Consider the following 15565-nt stretch of genomic DNA (forward strand, 5'->3'; position numbering starts at 1 on the left):
GGAAGGAGCCGCCAGGCGAATGACGTGGCAATCTCCAAGGAATTTAATCTATATGAGATTGCTTCGCTACACTCGCAAAGACAAAGGTACATTTATATGAGATTCTTCGCTTCGCTCTGAAAGACAGGGGAGGATTGCTTCGCTGCGCTCGCAATGACAGTAATGAATTGTGCTATAATTCAAAAAGAGAGAGAGAGAAACAACGGGAGCCCTAAAATGCCCGAAGAACCGAATTTGGCACAGACCCTCGAACGCATCTTCCCGCCGCACCTCATCGACTTCCTTAAACACGTGGGAGAAAAGGCCGCCGAACGCAACGAGCAGGCCTACATCGTCGGCGGAGCGGTGCGTGACCTAATTCTGGGTATTAAAAACTGCGACATTGACCTCACCGTCGAGGGCGATGCGGCGGCGCTTGCGCGTGAAGTTGCCCCAAACGGCGAGAAAATCACTATTCATCAACAATTTAATACCGCCCGTATCAAATTCGCCGACCTCGATATCGATTTCGCCACCGCCCGCTCGGAAACCTATGCCCGCCCCGGCGCGCTCCCCAAGGTCACACCGGCAACCCTCACCGCCGACCTCAAAAGGCGCGACTTCACAATTAACGCCATGGCAATCGGGCTTTGCGGCGAAAACTACGGTAAGCTCTACGACCCCTATAACGGCAAAAGAGACATTGAGGGTAAAATCCTACGGGTGCTGCATGATAAGAGCTTTGTTGACGATTCTACGCGTATCTGGAGGGGGCTGCGCTATGAGAAGCGCCTCGGATTTAACTTGGAAGAGCATGCCCTGAATCTTTTACAAAGGGATATCCCGATGCTCGACACCGTTAGCGGCGAGCGTATCCGCTACGAAATCGAATGCGTGCTGAAAGAGGCGCGCCCCGAGGAAGTTTTGAGTCGCGCTTATGAACTGGAGGCACTCGGCAGACTTAACCCTGCGCTTGAGTTTAATCAAAACAGCGCGGATTGCTTTATTCAGGCGCGAGAGACCTCTGCCGAAAAGATGCTTGAACCCCTTTATTGGGCTTTACTGACGTTTGCATTAAATATTGAAGAAAAAAATAAGCTGATTACTTATTTGAAACTCCCCAAGCGGATTAGCCAAACTTTGCGGGATTGCGCTGCCGTTCGCGAGAGGCTGGCGGAGTTGGCATCTCCAGAGTTAAAAAGGAGCGGGATTTACCGATTGCTGCACGGATTTACGGATACGGCGCTTGAGGCGGCGGTTATTTGTGCGGATAATGACGCGAGCCGCGCGGCGCTGGTTTTGTATTTGCAAGAGTTGCAAGGGATAAAGACAATTATTACCGGCGACGACCTGCTGGGGGCGGGGATGCGGGGTGGGGAGATTAAATATGTTCTCGACGCAGTCCTGGACGCACGCTTAAACGGCGAAGTGGCTACTTTTGAAGAGGAGCTTGCCCTTGCAAAAACCCTTTTATAAACCCCGTTTGCCATGAGCTTATACCCACTCGTTCGCCCTGAGCTTGTCGAAGGGTCTAAAGAACGAGGGAGAAAGGCCACGAACGGCTAAACTCTACTGTCTTTGCGAGCGTAGCGAAGCAATCTCTAACAGATAAACTCCGCTGTCTTTCAGAGCGAAGCGAAGAATCTCATATAGATTAAAATTTCTTGGAGATTGCCACGTCACTCGCCTGACGGCTCACTCCTCGCAAAGACAATCCAAATTCCGAGCACCCTGAGCCTGTCGAAGAATCTGGGAGTTGCCGAATAGTGCAGCGTTCGGTTACTGTTTATACAGCAGAGCGATGCCTCTTTTTTGCTTTCAAAGTCACCTTATAGCCTATGCTTCACGTCCTCTTAGATCCTTCACTTCGTTCAGGATGACAAAAGAGACCCATCCGCCCTGAGCTTATACCCACTCGTTCGCCCTGAGCTTGTCGAAGGGTCCAACGAACGAGGAGAAACTAAGACTACTATTCGACAGCCGTTATGGTTCGACAGGCTCACCACGAACGGCTGGAGCATTCCTATTACTGTCATTCTGAGCCTGCCGAAGAATCTAGGGGTTAGCGGATAGCGCAGCGTTCGGTTACTGTTTATACAGTAGAGCGAAACCTCTTTCGTGCTTCCGAGGTCACCTCATAGCCTATACTTCTCGTTCTCTTAGATCCTTCACTTTGTTCAGGATGACAAAAGGGCACTTACTCCGACGCAATTAAAGCAATCGCCAAAGCACCGGGGCCGGCGTGCACCCCCAAAGCAGGTCCCAATCTGGCAATAATCGGCTTTTTCCCGCACATAGCCTCCAACTTCTTCGCCAAACTTTCCGCTTCATCGGCGATAGTGGAATACATCACGGAAATATCTTCAATCTTGCCCACTTTCTCCGCATATCCGTACAGGATTTCAATCGCCTTATCACGGCTACGTGCTTTAGATGCCGGCATAAATTCCCCGTCTTTAAGCGTCAAAAGCGGTTTGATGTTGAGCACATTCCCTAACAGCGCCTTGCCTTTGCCGATTCTGCCGCCCATTGCCAAGTATTTAAGGGTATCAAAAACTGCCCAAATATGAGAGCGCTCGGACATTTCTTTAATTTTTTCGAGTATTTGCTTAATATTCGCCCCGCTCGCGGCCATTCTGGCGGCCTTAACCACGATTAGCCCCAAACCCATTGATACGGAATTGGTATCAACCACCTCAACCGGGCACTCCGCGCTTGTTAATTCTTTGGCGCGCAGAGCTGAATTATAGGTGCCGCTTAATTTTGCGGCAAGATGGATTGAAAGAATGCCGTCAGCACCTTCTCCGCTAAGTTTATTGTAGACATCAATAAAATCCTGCGGGCTGGGCTGTGAAGTGGTCGGATGAACCGGGAAACTCACTAACTTTTCATAAAACTCGTTCTCGGTGATTTCTTCACGATCGCGGTAGGTTTTGCTGTCAAACTGAACATAAACGGGGACACTCGCAATGCCGAGTTCGTCGGCCAGCGATTGCGGTATATCAGAGGTGCTGTCGGTAACAATTTTTACTGCCATGAGTAGGGTTTTCCTCCTATATTTTTTAGAGTTATTTTGATAATTAAACTGTTAAACCAAGTATGATTTGAGGGCTGTTTTTGAGATTATTAAGATATGTTGATTAAGAAATGCTTAAAAATACAAGGCGCCGCTGTACTGTTTTAAACGTTTGCGCATTTGCTTGGCGTTGGGGACAAACTTATCCAACTCTTGCCAAAACAGCGGGCTGTGATTCTTAACGCGGGTATGTACCAGCTCGTGTAAAATAACGTACTCCATCAATTCGTCCGGCAGCTTTGCCAGCTTTATGTTGAGGCTGATATTGTTTTTTGCGGAACAACTGCCCCAGCGCGTTTTCTGGCTGCGGATTGTAACGCGGTTATAAGTAAAACCGTGCTTTTCCGCAAGATTTGCAAGCCGATTTACCAGTTTTATCTTGGCGGCGGCTTCCTCTTCATAACTAAATCTGAGAAGTTCCTGCTCGGACTCGTAATTTTTAATTTTTGCAATTTGTTTCCGAACCCATCCCATTTTCGACAAAAGAAATTGTTCTGCTTTTTCGAATGAAGATGAACCGGGAACATTCACTCGCACTTCACACAAAGGAGTAACCGAAATACTGATACGCCGCGCCCTCTCGCTGCGCTTAAACAGTACACTGACACCTTCGATTTCGAGCGTTTTTGTTTTCACAATCAATTTTGTCGGTTATTATACATCTTTTAAGACATAAAATGTAGTCAAACCGATCCAAAAGCGGTTATAAATTATAAGCCCCTGCGTTAAACAAAACAGGGGCTTATTTTTAATGTTAATCCGATTTAAGTGCCGCAAGATTTATTTGATTTTATCTTTGTCGGCGCGCGCCTTTTCGGCGACCATTTTCACATCAAGGTTTCCGGGTCCACCGCAATCCGGCACATAACAGGTTACTTCTGTGAAAATACATTCGGCATGGCAACTCGGGCATTTTGTGGGGGGTAATTCCGCCTTCAAAACATAATCACATTCACTGCACATCCACCAGTTCATGATTCCCTCCTTAAGTTTTTTGATTCTATCCTGTATAAGCTATAAAAACATCTTTCATTATATCAGATTTAGGGATAAAAATGTCCAGATAAGGGTTTTTAAGTTAGAGAATAACCGAGACGCCCTTGCTTTTGAGATATTCCTTAACCTGCCTGATACTTAAAATGCGGTAGTGGAACACCGACGCCGCCAAAAGAATTTGAGCGCCGCCTTTGGCTACCCCGTCGTAAAAATGCTCAAGCGTACCGGCGCCGCCCGAAGCAACCACCGGTAATGTTACCGCATCGGAAATGGCCTTTATAAAATCGGTATCGTAGCCTGCCTGCTTACCGTCTTCATCGATACTGGTCGGAAGAATTACTCCCGCCCCCAATTTTTGGCATTGCTTGGCCCATATTACGGCATCTTGCCCCATCGGTTTGGTGCCGCCGGAGATTACCAGTTCAAATCCGGAAGGATATTCGCTGTTGCGGCGTGCATCGATAGCAATTGTTATTTTCTCCGAGCCGTATTTTAAAGCGGCTTGCTTGATAAGAGACGGGTTTTTAACTGCCGCGCTGTTTACGGAAACCTTGGCGGCTCCCGCTTCTAAAACCGAGGCGATATCATTTAATGAAGAAATGCCCCCGCCGACCGTTAAAGGAATACTGATAGCCTCGGAAACTTTACGTACCCATTCGAGGCGTGTCTTGCGGTTCTCTAAGGTTGCGGCGATATCGAGCATTGCCAGCTCATCGGCGCCCTCTTTTTCATAAAAGATGGCATTCTGCACGGGGTCTCCCGCATCTTTTACATCAACAAAACTAACACCTTTTACGACTCTGCCGTCTTTCATATCCAAGCAGGGCATAATTTTTATTGTGCTCATAGAGGTTAACCTTCCTTAACGCTTAGTAGGGCTTCTTTTAAAATTTTACCACTTGTTATTGCTTTTCGCCACGTGCAAAATAAGGTTTCAAATATGCGGCGCTAATTTTTTTGTTGATGTTTTTGGAATTTTTGTTGGGAGAGGGATGTTGTAAAGGCATTTATCCTATTGTCATTCTGAGCTTGCCGAAGAATCTAGGAGTGAACGGATAGCGTACCGTTCGGCTGCTCTTTAAACAGTAGGACGATGCCTCTTTCGTGCTTCCGAGGTCACCTTATAGCCTGTATTTCTTATCCTCTTAGATCCTTCACTGTGTTCAGGATGACAAAGGGGGGCGTTCGCCCTGAGCTTGTCGAAGGGTCCTACGAACGGGGGGGAAACGAGGATTACAATCCAGCCGCCGTTATGGTTCGACAGGCTCACCACGAACGGCAGGAAAACCCCTTTGTCTTTGCGAGCGCAGCGAAGCAATCCTCCTCTGTCTTTCAGAGCGAAGCGAAGAATCTCATATAGATTAAATTCCTTGGAGATTGCCACGTCGTTCACCCAAGGGCTCTCTCCTCGCAAAGACGTTTCCACTATTGTCATTCTGAGATTGCCGAAGAATCTAGGGGTTAAAGAATAGAGCGCCGTTCGGCTAGCAAATTACGTCTGGGCGATGCCTCTTTTTTGGTTCCGAGGACACCTCATAGCCTGTATTTCTTATCCTCTTAGATCCTTCATTACATTCAGGATGACAAAGGGGGGCGTTCGCCCTGAGCTTGTCGAAGGGTTCACCGAACGAGGGAAGACAAAGATTACTATTCGACCGCCGTTATGGTTCGACAGGCTCACCACGAACGGCTAAACCACTGTCTTTGCGAGCGCAGCGAAGCAATTCTCCTCTGTTTTTCAGAGCGAAGCGAAGAATCTCATATAGATTAAATTCCTTGGAGATTGCCACGTCGTTCGCCTAAAGGCTCCCTCCTCGCAAAGACATTACTCCCTCTTTCATATATTCTTAACAATTCTGATACACAAAAAATCCAATATGGTATAATCGTTATCAAATATTTTTTGCGGATAATATAAAAGATGGCTATATTTACATATGAAAACATCGTAGACCCGTTTTTACGCAGTGCCAGACGCGCTATGTTCGATTTTGCGGATATGAAAGAGGGTGATCTGGCCCTTGATGTCTGTTGCGGAACAGGCGCTCAGGTTATCGAGTACGGCAAGCGCGGCGTTACGGCAATCGGTATAGACAGCGACAAAAATATGCTCGCTTTCGGTATCAAAAATAAACAGAAGCTGCAAATGGAAAACACCTCGTTCTTGTTAGCCGATGCCACGGCCTTGCCTTTTGAGGATAACAGGTTTGATTATGTCTCGGTTTCTTTTGCCCTGCATGATAAGCTCCCCGATTTGCGCCGCCAAGTGGTTTCCGAAATGATGCGGGTGGTTAAGCCGCAAGGTTTCTTGCTCCTGATGGATTTTAATATTCCTTTACCGTTCAATATTTGGGGGGGTGCGGCAAGCACGGTTGAATTTCTTGCCGGCGGAACTCATTACCAAGGGTTTAAAGACTTCAAAAAAAATAATGGGCTTCACAAGATAATTGAAGACCATGGGCTGACAGCGATAAAAGCGGATTATTTTACCGGTCGGATGGTTGCCGTGGTAAAGGCGCACGTAAATAAATAGCCTTCCGAACTATATTTTATTTAACGATACGGCTGATAGCTTTAAATTTTTCGCCGCCGGCTACCTTAAGCAGTTCAAAGAGTGCGGTTTCGGTTCCTGTAATCGTAATACCCTTCTGCCTCATCAGATTAATCCCGATTTCCTTGTTCTCTGGCGTGCGTGATGAAACGGCATCGGCAACCGCTTGTACTTCGTATCCCGCTTCTTTTAAGGCCAGTGCAGTTTGATAAACGCAGATATGGCACTCTATTCCGCAAACCAGAACTTGTTTTCTGCCTAAACTAGATAAAACATTTTTGAAATTCTCGTTAGCGCAGCAACTGAACTCGGTTTTTTCAATCGGGCAAACCCCCGCAAGCGATTGCATAACTTCAGGAATAGTCCCTCCCAGTCCCTTGGGGTATTGCTCCGTTAGTATTATCGGCAGTTCAAGCACATTTGCCCCTTGAACCAGCTTTAGAACATTATCGGTCAGATTTTCTTTTTGATAAATAACGGAATGCAGTTTTTCTTGGATATCAATTACCAGTAAAACGGTATTATCGATATTTAGCATTGCCGAAGCTCCTTCAAAATTACCGATACACTTTACTTTAAGAGGTTCATTATAATAAAAACCATCCACAGAATAATTGTAACTACCAGTGCAACTATTGAAATAATGAACTGCTTCTTGGAACCTTTGAGGGCGGCGCTGGTTTGAGTTTCGTTAAATATCTGTGAAATCAATTTTTCAAGATGGGCTACACGCAAAGAAAGTGCTTTTAATGTTGATGTTTCAATAATTCCCGGGGCAGACTGCAACAGAGATTCTAATTTTTCCCGCTGAGAAATGATATTGTTCGAAACGTTTTCCCATTCCTTGTTAATTTCGGCTACTTGGCTTTTTAAGGTTTCGATTGCGCTTTGGTAATCTTTTTTGTGCCAAGTTTTCCAGCTGTCGACTTCACCGCTCAGATTTTCGAGCATGTCGTGCAAATCCTCTACTTTTTCCGTTAAACAAGTGTCGGTTACGGTTGCATCAACTGCTTCTTTTATCTCTTCAACCTGTTTTAGCGTTTGTGATGTTTCTGCCAGGTTAGCTTCGAGATATTGTGCTTCTGTCGGGCTATTTGTCGAGGTATATAAATCTTCACTCATTGCTTTTCTCTACAGGCATTATACCACGCATACGTATTAAACCAAACCACGGGTTTATTTTTCGCTTAATTGAGATGTGCAATTAGGGCAGCGAGTGGCTTTAATCGCAATGCTTGAAAAACAAAACGGGCAATCCTTGGTAGTTGGTTCGGCGTTTGCGGTTTCCGCTTGGCGATGTTTGCCTAAATTGTTAACGACACGAATTATAAAAAATACAACCAGCGCAATAATTAAAAAGTTAATGACAGTGTTAATAAATGCCCCGTAGGCAATTACGGCAGCCCCGGCTTCTTTGGCATCGCTCAGGGAGGCGTACTCGGTCCCTGAAAGGTTAATATAAAGATTGGAGAAATCAACATTTCCCAGTATCAATCCGATTGGGGGCATAATAATGTCGTTGACCAGTGATGTTACGATTGCACCGAAGGCGATGCCGATAATAACACCGACGGCCATGTCCATTACGTTGCCGCGTTGGATAAACTCCTTAAATTCGGAAATAAGCTTTTTCATGGGGCACTCCTCTTTCTCTAAAACCGCTGTTTTTATTTTTACTATACTGATTATACAATAACTTTTCACGTTAAACATATAATATCCGCAAGTTTTGGGCTTTTAGGCTCCGATACCATTGCGACTGCGGTCTTTTTGGAGTAGAATTGTTTTATCGAAACCCGTAAAGGAGTTTGCCATGTTTAAAAAGATTCTGGTTCCCTTAGACGGTTCGGAACTGTCGGAGGCCGCATTAGCCCATCTTAGCGATTTTAAAAAGGCGGAAGTGATTTTAATGCGGATTAAAGAACCGCTGGACCCAAATGTTATCGGAACGCTTGACGCTAAAGTCGCATTGGAATTGGACGAGGCGTATTACGAAGAGGCGGTACAATATTTGGAAAAGATTGTTAAAAACCTGAAAGAAAAAGGGATAACCGCTAAAACAGAGGTTTTAACAGGCAATTCTGCGGATGAAATTATTAAATATTCCCAAAAGAATGATATCGATCTGATTATAATGTCGACGCGCGGCAGATCAGGGCTTTCACGTTTGGTTTTTGGCAGCGTAGCGGAGAAAGTAATCAGAAACTCAACTGTTCCCATTCTGATTAAACCTCCGAAACAACCTAAAGAAACCGAAAAGTAAACGCTTGTGGGTTATAAATAAAAAACAGGCAGATGCAGTACCGATTGCTTCTGTTTGCATTCTGATCATCTGTTTACAACAGAAAAAGCCGTTCGGACACCCGAACGGCTTTATGATTTAGGATACTATCACGTTTTTTAAGATTGTATATCCAAGTTTCTGGGATAGAAGATTAATAAAGCCGCCACAAAAACAGCATTTAAAAGCATTCCTATCCAAATTTGTTCAAAATTGACATATCCTTGCCAGAGGCCGTAAAGGGGGCTGATTATAAAGAAACTACACCATAATATCGCAAATTTAATGGCGTTAATATTGCGTAAGGGGTTAAGTATTGTCATTATAAACCAGACGCCGGCGGCAATAAACGCACTCCCGATAATAGTCATCAGAAAGGCCATACTATCGTTTAGCGCTTCCAATCCGAATAAATCAACAATCCTTTCCGGGGAAACCAAGAAGATGAAACCTTCCGCAATATAAATTGCGCCGCAAATTACCATAGCTGCAGTGATATTACGCATATTACCTCCTGTCCTGTATTTTTGATTGTAAAGGTTCTATAACAATTTTGGCACATCGCAACTTGCAATGTCAATCGATTTTAATCCGAAACCGCTATAATCCGTCGGCACTTTTGCCGGTTTTGTTTTTGAGCCAAGTGAGCGCTTTTTTGGTATCACTGGCAATCCGGGCTTTATTGTGGTTTTTTACCCGGTATTTAAAAGACCAATACGTAAATTCTTTTAAGGTGGTCATATCAAGATCGTTTGAAAACCTGTGGGCCCTCTCTTTTTTAAAGAGTTTTAACAGTTCCGGTTGCGTAATGTCGTAAATACGCCTGTAGGTTTCGTTGGAGATGCTTTGCTCTCCGATATAATCAAGCGACTGCTCTTTACGCACCTCGTCTTCAACTACTTGCAGAAGAATCTCTTCGATTGTAACACCGTAGAAAAAATTTAAGTGCTGTTGGTATTTTTGTTCTCCGATTAGTTGTTTGAATTCCTCTGTTTTTAATTTGAACGGCGGTTCCCCGTTAAAAAGAAGGTTATGTTTTTCTTCCTCCGGTATTAAATCGCTAACGGTATTACAGAGTCTTTCCGCCAGCAGCAACCAGTCAAAGGCCTCTCCGCCGATAATATACTTGTATTTGCGTTTACCGATTTTTTCTTCCGGAATTTGCCAAATATTAATCGCCTCCAGCAGGGCAGGATACCAATGCTTGCCCCGGGCGATGGAATCTCTTAAATGCCTGATGGCTTCCTCTTCGGCTTGCGTTAATTGATTTGCGTTTGTTTTCATTTTTGCTTAAAAATTCGGTTTTAATTGTTATCATTCGGGTCTTATTATTAAATAACACAATACGGACCGGAAATAATAGCGCTCAATTAAATTTGCGTTTTGCGTTCGGAACGGCAATCTTCTGCGAAGATATTCGATTTTTAATCTTAAATATCTTAGGGTGATGTCCGGATTATCCCGAGGCTGCTATTTCCCGCAGCATTTCTTAAATTTCTTACCGCTGCCGCACGGGCAAGGGTCATTTCTGCCGATGACCTTACCTTCAACTTTGGGAGCCTTCGGGGTTTTACTTTCTTTGTCTTCCCCGGTTGCCTTTGCCATTACATTGGTCGGCTTGGGAGGCGGCGCTCCTTTTTTAATGGTTGTTTTGTAAATGGCTCTCAAAATGCTGTTTTGAATGGAACCCATTAAGTCGTCAAACATATCGCGGCTCTGACGTTTGTAAGCCACCAACGGGTCGCGCTGTGCCATTGATTGCAATCCGATGCCTTGCCGCATGTTATCCATGGCGGTCAGGTGCTCAATCCATGCCGTATCGATAATTCGTAACATTAAAAGCCTTTCCAATAACCGCATGTTTTCGGGGCCGACTTCGCTTTCCTTGGCATCGTAAAGCTCTTTGGAATATTCAATCAAGCGGTCGCGCATTTCCTCGGCGCTCATTTGAGAAAGTGTTTCGGCGTTTATATCGGCCGATAGCGGCATAATCGTTCCGAGCTCGCTTAAAACGGAAGCGGCGGCTTCTTCCATATCCCAACCGCTGCAGTTGGCCTCAACAATGTTTTTTATTTCGGCTTCCACAATCGATAAAATATTGGCTTTTAAGTCGGCGCCGTCGATGATTTTATGGCGTTCGCCGTAAATAATTTCACGCTGTTTGTTTATAACATCGTCATAATCGACTAAATGTTTACGGATATCAAAGTGGTAACCTTCAACACGGACTTGCGCATTTTCAATTGAGCGGCTGATTAACTTATTTTCGATGGGGGTGTTTTCGTCAAACCCCATCGTATCCATTACACCTTTAATGCGGTCGCCGCCGAATCGTTTCATTAGGTCGTCTTCGAGCGATACAAAGAAACGTGAACTGCCCGGATCGCCCTGGCGTCCGGCTCTTCCGCGTAACTGGTTATCAATACGGCGCGCTTCATGGCGTTCGGTTCCGACTACATGCAATCCCCCCAGCTCGATAACTTGGTCGTGGCGTTCTTTCCATTCCTGCCATTCTTTGCTTTCGGCGTCCTGCGGTTCTTTTCCGCCCAGAATAATATCAACACCGCGCCCAGCCATATTGGTGGCAACCGTAACCGCTCCCGGTTTTCCGGCTTCGGCAACAATATTGGCCTCTTTTTCGTGCTGTTTGGCGTTAAGCACTTCATGTTTAATACCTTTTCGTTTCAACAGTGCGCCGAGGTATTCCGATTTTTCAATCGATACGGTACCAATCAGCACCGGTCTGCCGGTTTTTCGGACCTCGTCCACTTCTTGCACCACGGCCTTGAATTTGGATTCGACATCCTTATAAATATAGTCTGAAAAATCCTCTCTTGCCTGCGGTTTGTTGGTGGGAACAATAACCACTTCCAGTTTGTATATTTTATGGAATTCCTCGGCTTCGGTAACCGCGGTGCCGGTCATACCGGCCAGCTTTTGATACATACGGAAATAGTTTTGAATTGTAATGGTGGCATAGGTGCGGCTTTCATTTTGGATTTTAACATTTTCTTTGGCTTCGATTGCCTGGTGCAACCCTTCGGAATAACGCCTGCCGTGCATCATCCTGCCGGTAAATTCATCGACGATGACAACCTCACCGTCTCTGACGACATACTGATGGTCTTTTTTGTAGAATTCGCGTGCGGTTAGGGAGTTACGCATATGGCGCATAAGGTCGGCATTTTCCGGATCGTACAATCCGCCGCCGTCATTTAAGAGCCCCTCACGCATAATCAGCTTCTCCATTTTGGCAAAGCCTTCATCGGTTAATTCGGCGCTGCGTTCTTTTAACTTAACTTCGTAATCCACTTCGGGGGTCAGGCGTTGGATTAACCGCGCGAAAATCTGATATTTCTGGCCCGCTTCCATATCGGGGGCACTGATAATTAAGGGTGTGCGCGCCTCGTCTATTAAAAGGTTATCAACCTCATCAACAATTGCATAGCTTAGGGGGCGCTGGACATACCTTTCGGGGTCAATCGCCATATTATCGCGCAAGTAGTCAAAACCGAATTCGGATGACGTGCCGTAGGTAATATCGGCATTATAAGCCTCTCGGCGTGATATCGGTCTAAAATGCTTCCATACATCGTTTTCAATTCCGGAATCGTAGCTTGGGTCAAACAGCAACGACGGAGAAAGCTCATCGCTTTTTTGCATCGGATAAATACTGGCAACGCTAACACCCAAGGCATGAAATACCGGCCCCATCCAATACAGGTCACGGCGCGCCAGATAGTCGTTAACGGTTACCAAGTGACAGCCTTTACCGGTCAGTGAATTAAGGTACAGGGGGAGTGTTGCCACCGCTGTTTTACCTTCACCGGTTTTCATTTCGGCAATTTTACCTTGGTGCAATATAATACCGCCCATCATCTGGACGTCAAAAATCCTGAATTCCTTGTTTTTGTCTTTGGTAAGCACTCTTCTGGCGGCTTCACGCACGGCGGCAAATGCTTCCGGCAGAAGCTCGTCGAGGGTGGCGCCGTTTTGGATTCGGGATTTAAAATCGTTTGTTTTGGAGCGTAATTCCTCATCGGAAAGTGCCTCAAAATCGGGTTCAAGGGCGTTTATTTTATCAACAATCGGCAGCAGCCGCTTAATTACCTTTTCATTGGAACTTTCGGATCCTCCGAACAATTTAAACATTTTTTCACCTTCGTTAATTCGATTTGGTTTAAGCCAGGGGCGCGGGCAGCTTTATTCTTCCTGTAATTCGGGATCAATCGGGCATTCCGAGTTAATAATTGCCAGCGCCTCTTCGGCCAATGACGCGGGTACCATTATTCGGACTTCTCCCATTCCGTCAAAAAGGAAGCTGTGGACAGAGCCGGCAGCGTTGGAGCGAAGGATTGAGGGTATATTGTAGCCGTCCAGCATTCCTTTGATTGTCTGGGCTTCCAACTCCCCTTTAGCTTTGTATACTTCGATCATATCTTTTATTTGGGGTCAAACAATTCCCCTACCGATTGCCCGGTATGTATGCGCCTGATAGCTTCACCCAGAAGAGATGCAATCGGTAAAACGGTAATTTTATCAATTTTTTTACTGCCGGTTACCGGAATGGTATCGGTTACCACCACTTCTTTGACGCGTGAGTTTGCGATGCGTTCGATAGCGGGGCCTGAGAATACGGGATGCGTACAACCGGCATAGACTTCTGTGGCGCCGTTATTTAAAAGGGCGTTTACGGTGTTAACCAAGGAGCCGCCGGTATCAATTTCATCATCAACGGTAATGGCAATTTTCCCCTTAACATCCCCGATAATATTGAGGGTTTCGGTTTTATCGGCATTGCCGATGCGTCTTTTTTCCATAATTGCCAGCGGGGCATTCAGTTTGGCGGCATAATCGCGGGCAAGTTTGGTGCTTCCGATATCGGTGGCAACAACGACAATATCTTTGAGATTTTTTTGTTTAAAGTAATCGCTGATGATTCCGATAGCGGTCAGTTCATCAACCGGTATATTAAAGAATCCCTGGATTTGAGCGGCATGTAAGTCAATCGTAAGGATACGATTGGCACCGGCAACCGTTAACAAATCGGCAACCAACCTTGCGGTAATCGGAACCCTCGGCTGGTCTTTTTTGTCGGTTCGGCTGTAGCCGTAATAGGATACAACCGCGGTAATTCGTCCGGCGGAAGCCCTTTTTAGGGCGTCAATCATAATTAGAAGTTCCACTAAACTCTGGTTAACGGGGGATGAAATCGGTTGTATTACAAACGTATCGCGTGAACGCACATTCTCTAAAATACGTACGAAAGTGTTTTCATTGCTGAATTGCATGACCTCACACTTCCCCAGCGGTATGTTAAGATATTCAACAACGGCCTTTGCCAACCCCGGGTTAGCATTGCCCGTAAATACCTTCAGCTCGTCCATTAAACTCCCCCTATATCCTGTAAATTACATGCCATGCTTTAAAAACTATTTATCAATCCCGGGAACCGGAAATTGACTGCACATTTCCACAACTTCTTTTTTGATTTGAGCCTGGATTTCCAAATCGTTAATATTGTTAATTATTTTCATTATCATTTCGGCAATCCGTTTGATTTCGTTTGTTCCGAATCCGCGTGAAGTAACGGCGGCGGTGCCTAAGCGCATACCGCCCGGAACGCGTGCCGTTGAAGTTGTATCAAAGGGAACGGTGTTGCGGTTAACGATAATGGCGGCGCGTCCCAACGCTTCTTCGGCATCCTTGCCGTTAACACCGCTTCCGCATAAATCAACCAACATCAGATGATTATCGGTTCCTTCGGAAACAAGCCGCAATCCCATTCTGTGAAGTTCGGTTGCCAATGTATTGGCGTTCTCAATTACGGCTTTTTGATAGTCGTAAAATTCCGGTTGCATTGCTTCTTTAAAAGCGACCGCTTTACCGGCGACAACGTGCATAAGCGGCCCCCCCTGCATTCTGGGGAATACCGCCGAATCAATCGCTTTTGCCAAGTCTTGATTGCAAAGAATAAATCCGCCTCGCGGCCCTCTTAGTGTTTTATGTGTGGTAGAGGTTACTATTTGGGCGTAAGGAACGGGTGAGGGGTGCAATCCGGCGGCAATAAGCCCGGCAATATGGGCCATATCAACCATAAAAACGGCATCGACTTTATCGGCAATATATCTGAACCGTTCAAAATCAATAACCCTCGGATAGGCGCTGGATCCGGCAATCACCAGCTTTGGCTTGTGCTCTACCGCCAGTTTTTCGACTTCGTCGTAATCAATACGTTCCGTTTCAGGGTTTAAGCCGTAGGAAACAATATTGTAATACCTGCCGGAAAAATTGACGGGGGAACCGTGGGTTAAGTGCCCGCCATGAGAAAGATTCATTCCCATAACGGTATCTCCCGGGTTTACCAGAGCAAAGTAAGCCGCCATATTTGCCTGTGCCCCGCTATGCGGTTGGACATTGGCATGTTCGGCTCCGAAAAGCTCTTTGGCGCGTTCGATGGCGATGGTTTCGATTATATCGACATCTTCACATCCGCCGTAGTAACGTTTGCCGGGATAGCCCTCGGCATACTTATTTGTTAAAAAAGTACCTTGTGCTTCAAGCACTGCCTTACTGGCATAATTTTCAGATGCAATCAGGTTGATTGTTTCTTGCTGACGTTTTTTTTCAAGCTCAATCGCCTGACTGATTTCCGGGTCGTTCTGCTTTAAAGAGTCCATAA

Annotated in this window: 16 protein-coding genes; 3 read left to right on the forward strand and 13 right to left on the reverse strand. The window is 45.7% G+C overall.

All coding sequences use genetic code 11. The features are described from left to right. The first annotated feature begins 216 nt into the window (after window positions 1–216). A complete protein-coding gene (locus WC958_00080) occupies window positions 217–1455 on the forward strand; it encodes a hypothetical protein (GenBank protein ID MFA5628652.1) in 1239 nt (412 codons plus the stop codon). A 721-nt stretch (window positions 1456–2176) separates the two neighbouring features. Here the strand turns inward: WC958_00080 and WC958_00085 are convergent. The 4 genes from WC958_00085 to hisF all read right to left on the reverse strand — a co-directional run bounded on the left by WC958_00085 (window position 2177) and on the right by hisF (window position 4898). Further along, a complete protein-coding gene (locus WC958_00085) occupies window positions 2177–3016 on the reverse strand; it encodes a DegV family protein (GenBank protein ID MFA5628653.1) in 840 nt (279 codons plus the stop codon). A 114-nt stretch (window positions 3017–3130) separates the two neighbouring features. Beyond that, window positions 3131–3691: a M48 family metallopeptidase gene (locus tag WC958_00090; protein ID MFA5628654.1), complete on the reverse strand. Its 561-nt coding sequence runs from the start codon at window positions 3689–3691 to the stop codon at window positions 3131–3133. Window positions 3692–3835: 144 nt separating this feature from the next. After that, complete coding sequence (locus WC958_00095; GenBank protein MFA5628655.1) at window positions 3836–4030, reverse strand: hypothetical protein; 195 nt, start codon at window positions 4028–4030, stop codon at window positions 3836–3838. A gap of 103 nt (window positions 4031–4133) precedes the next feature. Further along, a complete protein-coding gene (hisF, locus tag WC958_00100) occupies window positions 4134–4898 on the reverse strand; it encodes an imidazole glycerol phosphate synthase subunit HisF (protein ID MFA5628656.1) in 765 nt (254 codons plus the stop codon). 1074 nt (window positions 4899–5972) lie between these two features. Between hisF and WC958_00105 the strand changes: the two genes are divergently transcribed. After that, window positions 5973–6584: a class I SAM-dependent methyltransferase gene (locus tag WC958_00105; protein MFA5628657.1), complete on the forward strand. Its 612-nt coding sequence runs from the start codon at window positions 5973–5975 to the stop codon at window positions 6582–6584. Window positions 6585–6600: 16 nt separating this feature from the next. Here WC958_00105 and WC958_00110 read toward each other — a convergent pair whose 3' ends face one another. Genes WC958_00110 through mscL form a run of 3 tightly spaced genes read right to left on the reverse strand, consistent with a single transcriptional unit; the run spans window position 6601 to window position 8237 of the window. Next, window positions 6601–7140, reverse strand: coding sequence for a hydrolase (locus WC958_00110; protein MFA5628658.1), 540 nt, complete (start codon window positions 7138–7140; stop codon window positions 6601–6603). A gap of 32 nt (window positions 7141–7172) precedes the next feature. Then, window positions 7173–7724: a hypothetical protein gene (locus tag WC958_00115; GenBank protein ID MFA5628659.1), complete on the reverse strand. Its 552-nt coding sequence runs from the start codon at window positions 7722–7724 to the stop codon at window positions 7173–7175. 54 nt (window positions 7725–7778) lie between these two features. Next, the gene (mscL, locus tag WC958_00120) at window positions 7779–8237 is read right to left on the reverse strand and encodes a large conductance mechanosensitive channel protein MscL (protein ID MFA5628660.1); all 459 of its coding nucleotides are present in this window, start codon (window positions 8235–8237) and stop codon (window positions 7779–7781) included. A gap of 178 nt (window positions 8238–8415) precedes the next feature. Between mscL and WC958_00125 the strand changes: the two genes are divergently transcribed. Then, entirely contained in the window at window positions 8416–8865 is a 450-nt protein-coding gene (locus tag WC958_00125; GenBank protein ID MFA5628661.1) for a universal stress protein, read from the forward strand. Window positions 8866–9002: 137 nt separating this feature from the next. Here the strand turns inward: WC958_00125 and WC958_00130 are convergent, their stop codons facing one another. The 6 genes from WC958_00130 to glyA all read right to left on the reverse strand — a co-directional run bounded on the left by WC958_00130 (window position 9003) and on the right by glyA (window position 15563). Next, the gene (locus WC958_00130) at window positions 9003–9389 is read right to left on the reverse strand and encodes a hypothetical protein (GenBank protein MFA5628662.1); all 387 of its coding nucleotides are present in this window, start codon (window positions 9387–9389) and stop codon (window positions 9003–9005) included. Window positions 9390–9483: 94 nt separating this feature from the next. Next, a complete protein-coding gene (locus WC958_00135; protein MFA5628663.1) occupies window positions 9484–10167 on the reverse strand; it encodes a hypothetical protein in 684 nt (227 codons plus the stop codon). A 186-nt stretch (window positions 10168–10353) separates the two neighbouring features. Continuing rightward, window positions 10354–13035, reverse strand: coding sequence for a preprotein translocase subunit SecA (gene secA / locus WC958_00140; protein MFA5628664.1), 2682 nt, complete (start codon window positions 13033–13035; stop codon window positions 10354–10356). 51 nt (window positions 13036–13086) lie between these two features. Continuing rightward, a complete protein-coding gene (locus WC958_00145) occupies window positions 13087–13320 on the reverse strand; it encodes a DUF2007 domain-containing protein (GenBank protein MFA5628665.1) in 234 nt (77 codons plus the stop codon). 5 nt (window positions 13321–13325) lie between these two features. After that, the gene (locus tag WC958_00150; protein ID MFA5628666.1) at window positions 13326–14270 is read right to left on the reverse strand and encodes a ribose-phosphate pyrophosphokinase; all 945 of its coding nucleotides are present in this window, start codon (window positions 14268–14270) and stop codon (window positions 13326–13328) included. A 45-nt stretch (window positions 14271–14315) separates the two neighbouring features. Continuing rightward, window positions 14316–15563, reverse strand: a complete 1248-nt coding sequence (gene glyA, locus WC958_00155; GenBank protein ID MFA5628667.1) for a serine hydroxymethyltransferase — start codon at window positions 15561–15563, stop codon at window positions 14316–14318. Window positions 15564–15565: the final 2 nt, after the last annotated feature.

This window comes from Dehalococcoidales bacterium (assembly GCA_041656115.1).
GTDB lineage: Bacteria > Chloroflexota > Dehalococcoidia > Dehalococcoidales > UBA5627 > UBA5627.

What these genes read in the sequence shown, in the direction of transcription:
- WC958_00080 (MFA5628652.1), top strand. Translation starts at nt 217, where the DNA reads ATGCCCGAAGAACCGAATTTGGCACAGACCCTCGAACGCATCTTCCCG.
- WC958_00085 (MFA5628653.1), bottom strand. Translation starts at nt 3,016, where the DNA reads ATGGCAGTAAAAATTGTTACCGACAGCACCTCTGATATACCGCAATCG.
- WC958_00095 (MFA5628655.1), bottom strand. Translation starts at nt 4,030, where the DNA reads ATGAACTGGTGGATGTGCAGTGAATGTGATTATGTTTTGAAGGCGGAA.
- hisF (MFA5628656.1), bottom strand. Translation starts at nt 4,898, where the DNA reads ATGAGCACAATAAAAATTATGCCCTGCTTGGATATGAAAGACGGCAGA.
- WC958_00105 (MFA5628657.1), top strand. Translation starts at nt 5,973, where the DNA reads ATGGCTATATTTACATATGAAAACATCGTAGACCCGTTTTTACGCAGT.
- WC958_00110 (MFA5628658.1), bottom strand. Translation starts at nt 7,140, where the DNA reads ATGCTAAATATCGATAATACCGTTTTACTGGTAATTGATATCCAAGAA.
- WC958_00115 (MFA5628659.1), bottom strand. Translation starts at nt 7,724, where the DNA reads ATGAGTGAAGATTTATATACCTCGACAAATAGCCCGACAGAAGCACAA.
- mscL (MFA5628660.1), bottom strand. Translation starts at nt 8,237, where the DNA reads ATGAAAAAGCTTATTTCCGAATTTAAGGAGTTTATCCAACGCGGCAAC.
- WC958_00125 (MFA5628661.1), top strand. Translation starts at nt 8,416, where the DNA reads ATGTTTAAAAAGATTCTGGTTCCCTTAGACGGTTCGGAACTGTCGGAG.
- WC958_00130 (MFA5628662.1), bottom strand. Translation starts at nt 9,389, where the DNA reads ATGCGTAATATCACTGCAGCTATGGTAATTTGCGGCGCAATTTATATT.
- WC958_00135 (MFA5628663.1), bottom strand. Translation starts at nt 10,167, where the DNA reads ATGAAAACAAACGCAAATCAATTAACGCAAGCCGAAGAGGAAGCCATC.
- secA (MFA5628664.1), bottom strand. Translation starts at nt 13,035, where the DNA reads ATGTTTAAATTGTTCGGAGGATCCGAAAGTTCCAATGAAAAGGTAATT.
- WC958_00145 (MFA5628665.1), bottom strand. Translation starts at nt 13,320, where the DNA reads ATGATCGAAGTATACAAAGCTAAAGGGGAGTTGGAAGCCCAGACAATC.
- WC958_00150 (MFA5628666.1), bottom strand. Translation starts at nt 14,270, where the DNA reads ATGGACGAGCTGAAGGTATTTACGGGCAATGCTAACCCGGGGTTGGCA.
- glyA (MFA5628667.1), bottom strand. Translation starts at nt 15,563, where the DNA reads ATGGACTCTTTAAAGCAGAACGACCCGGAAATCAGTCAGGCGATTGAG.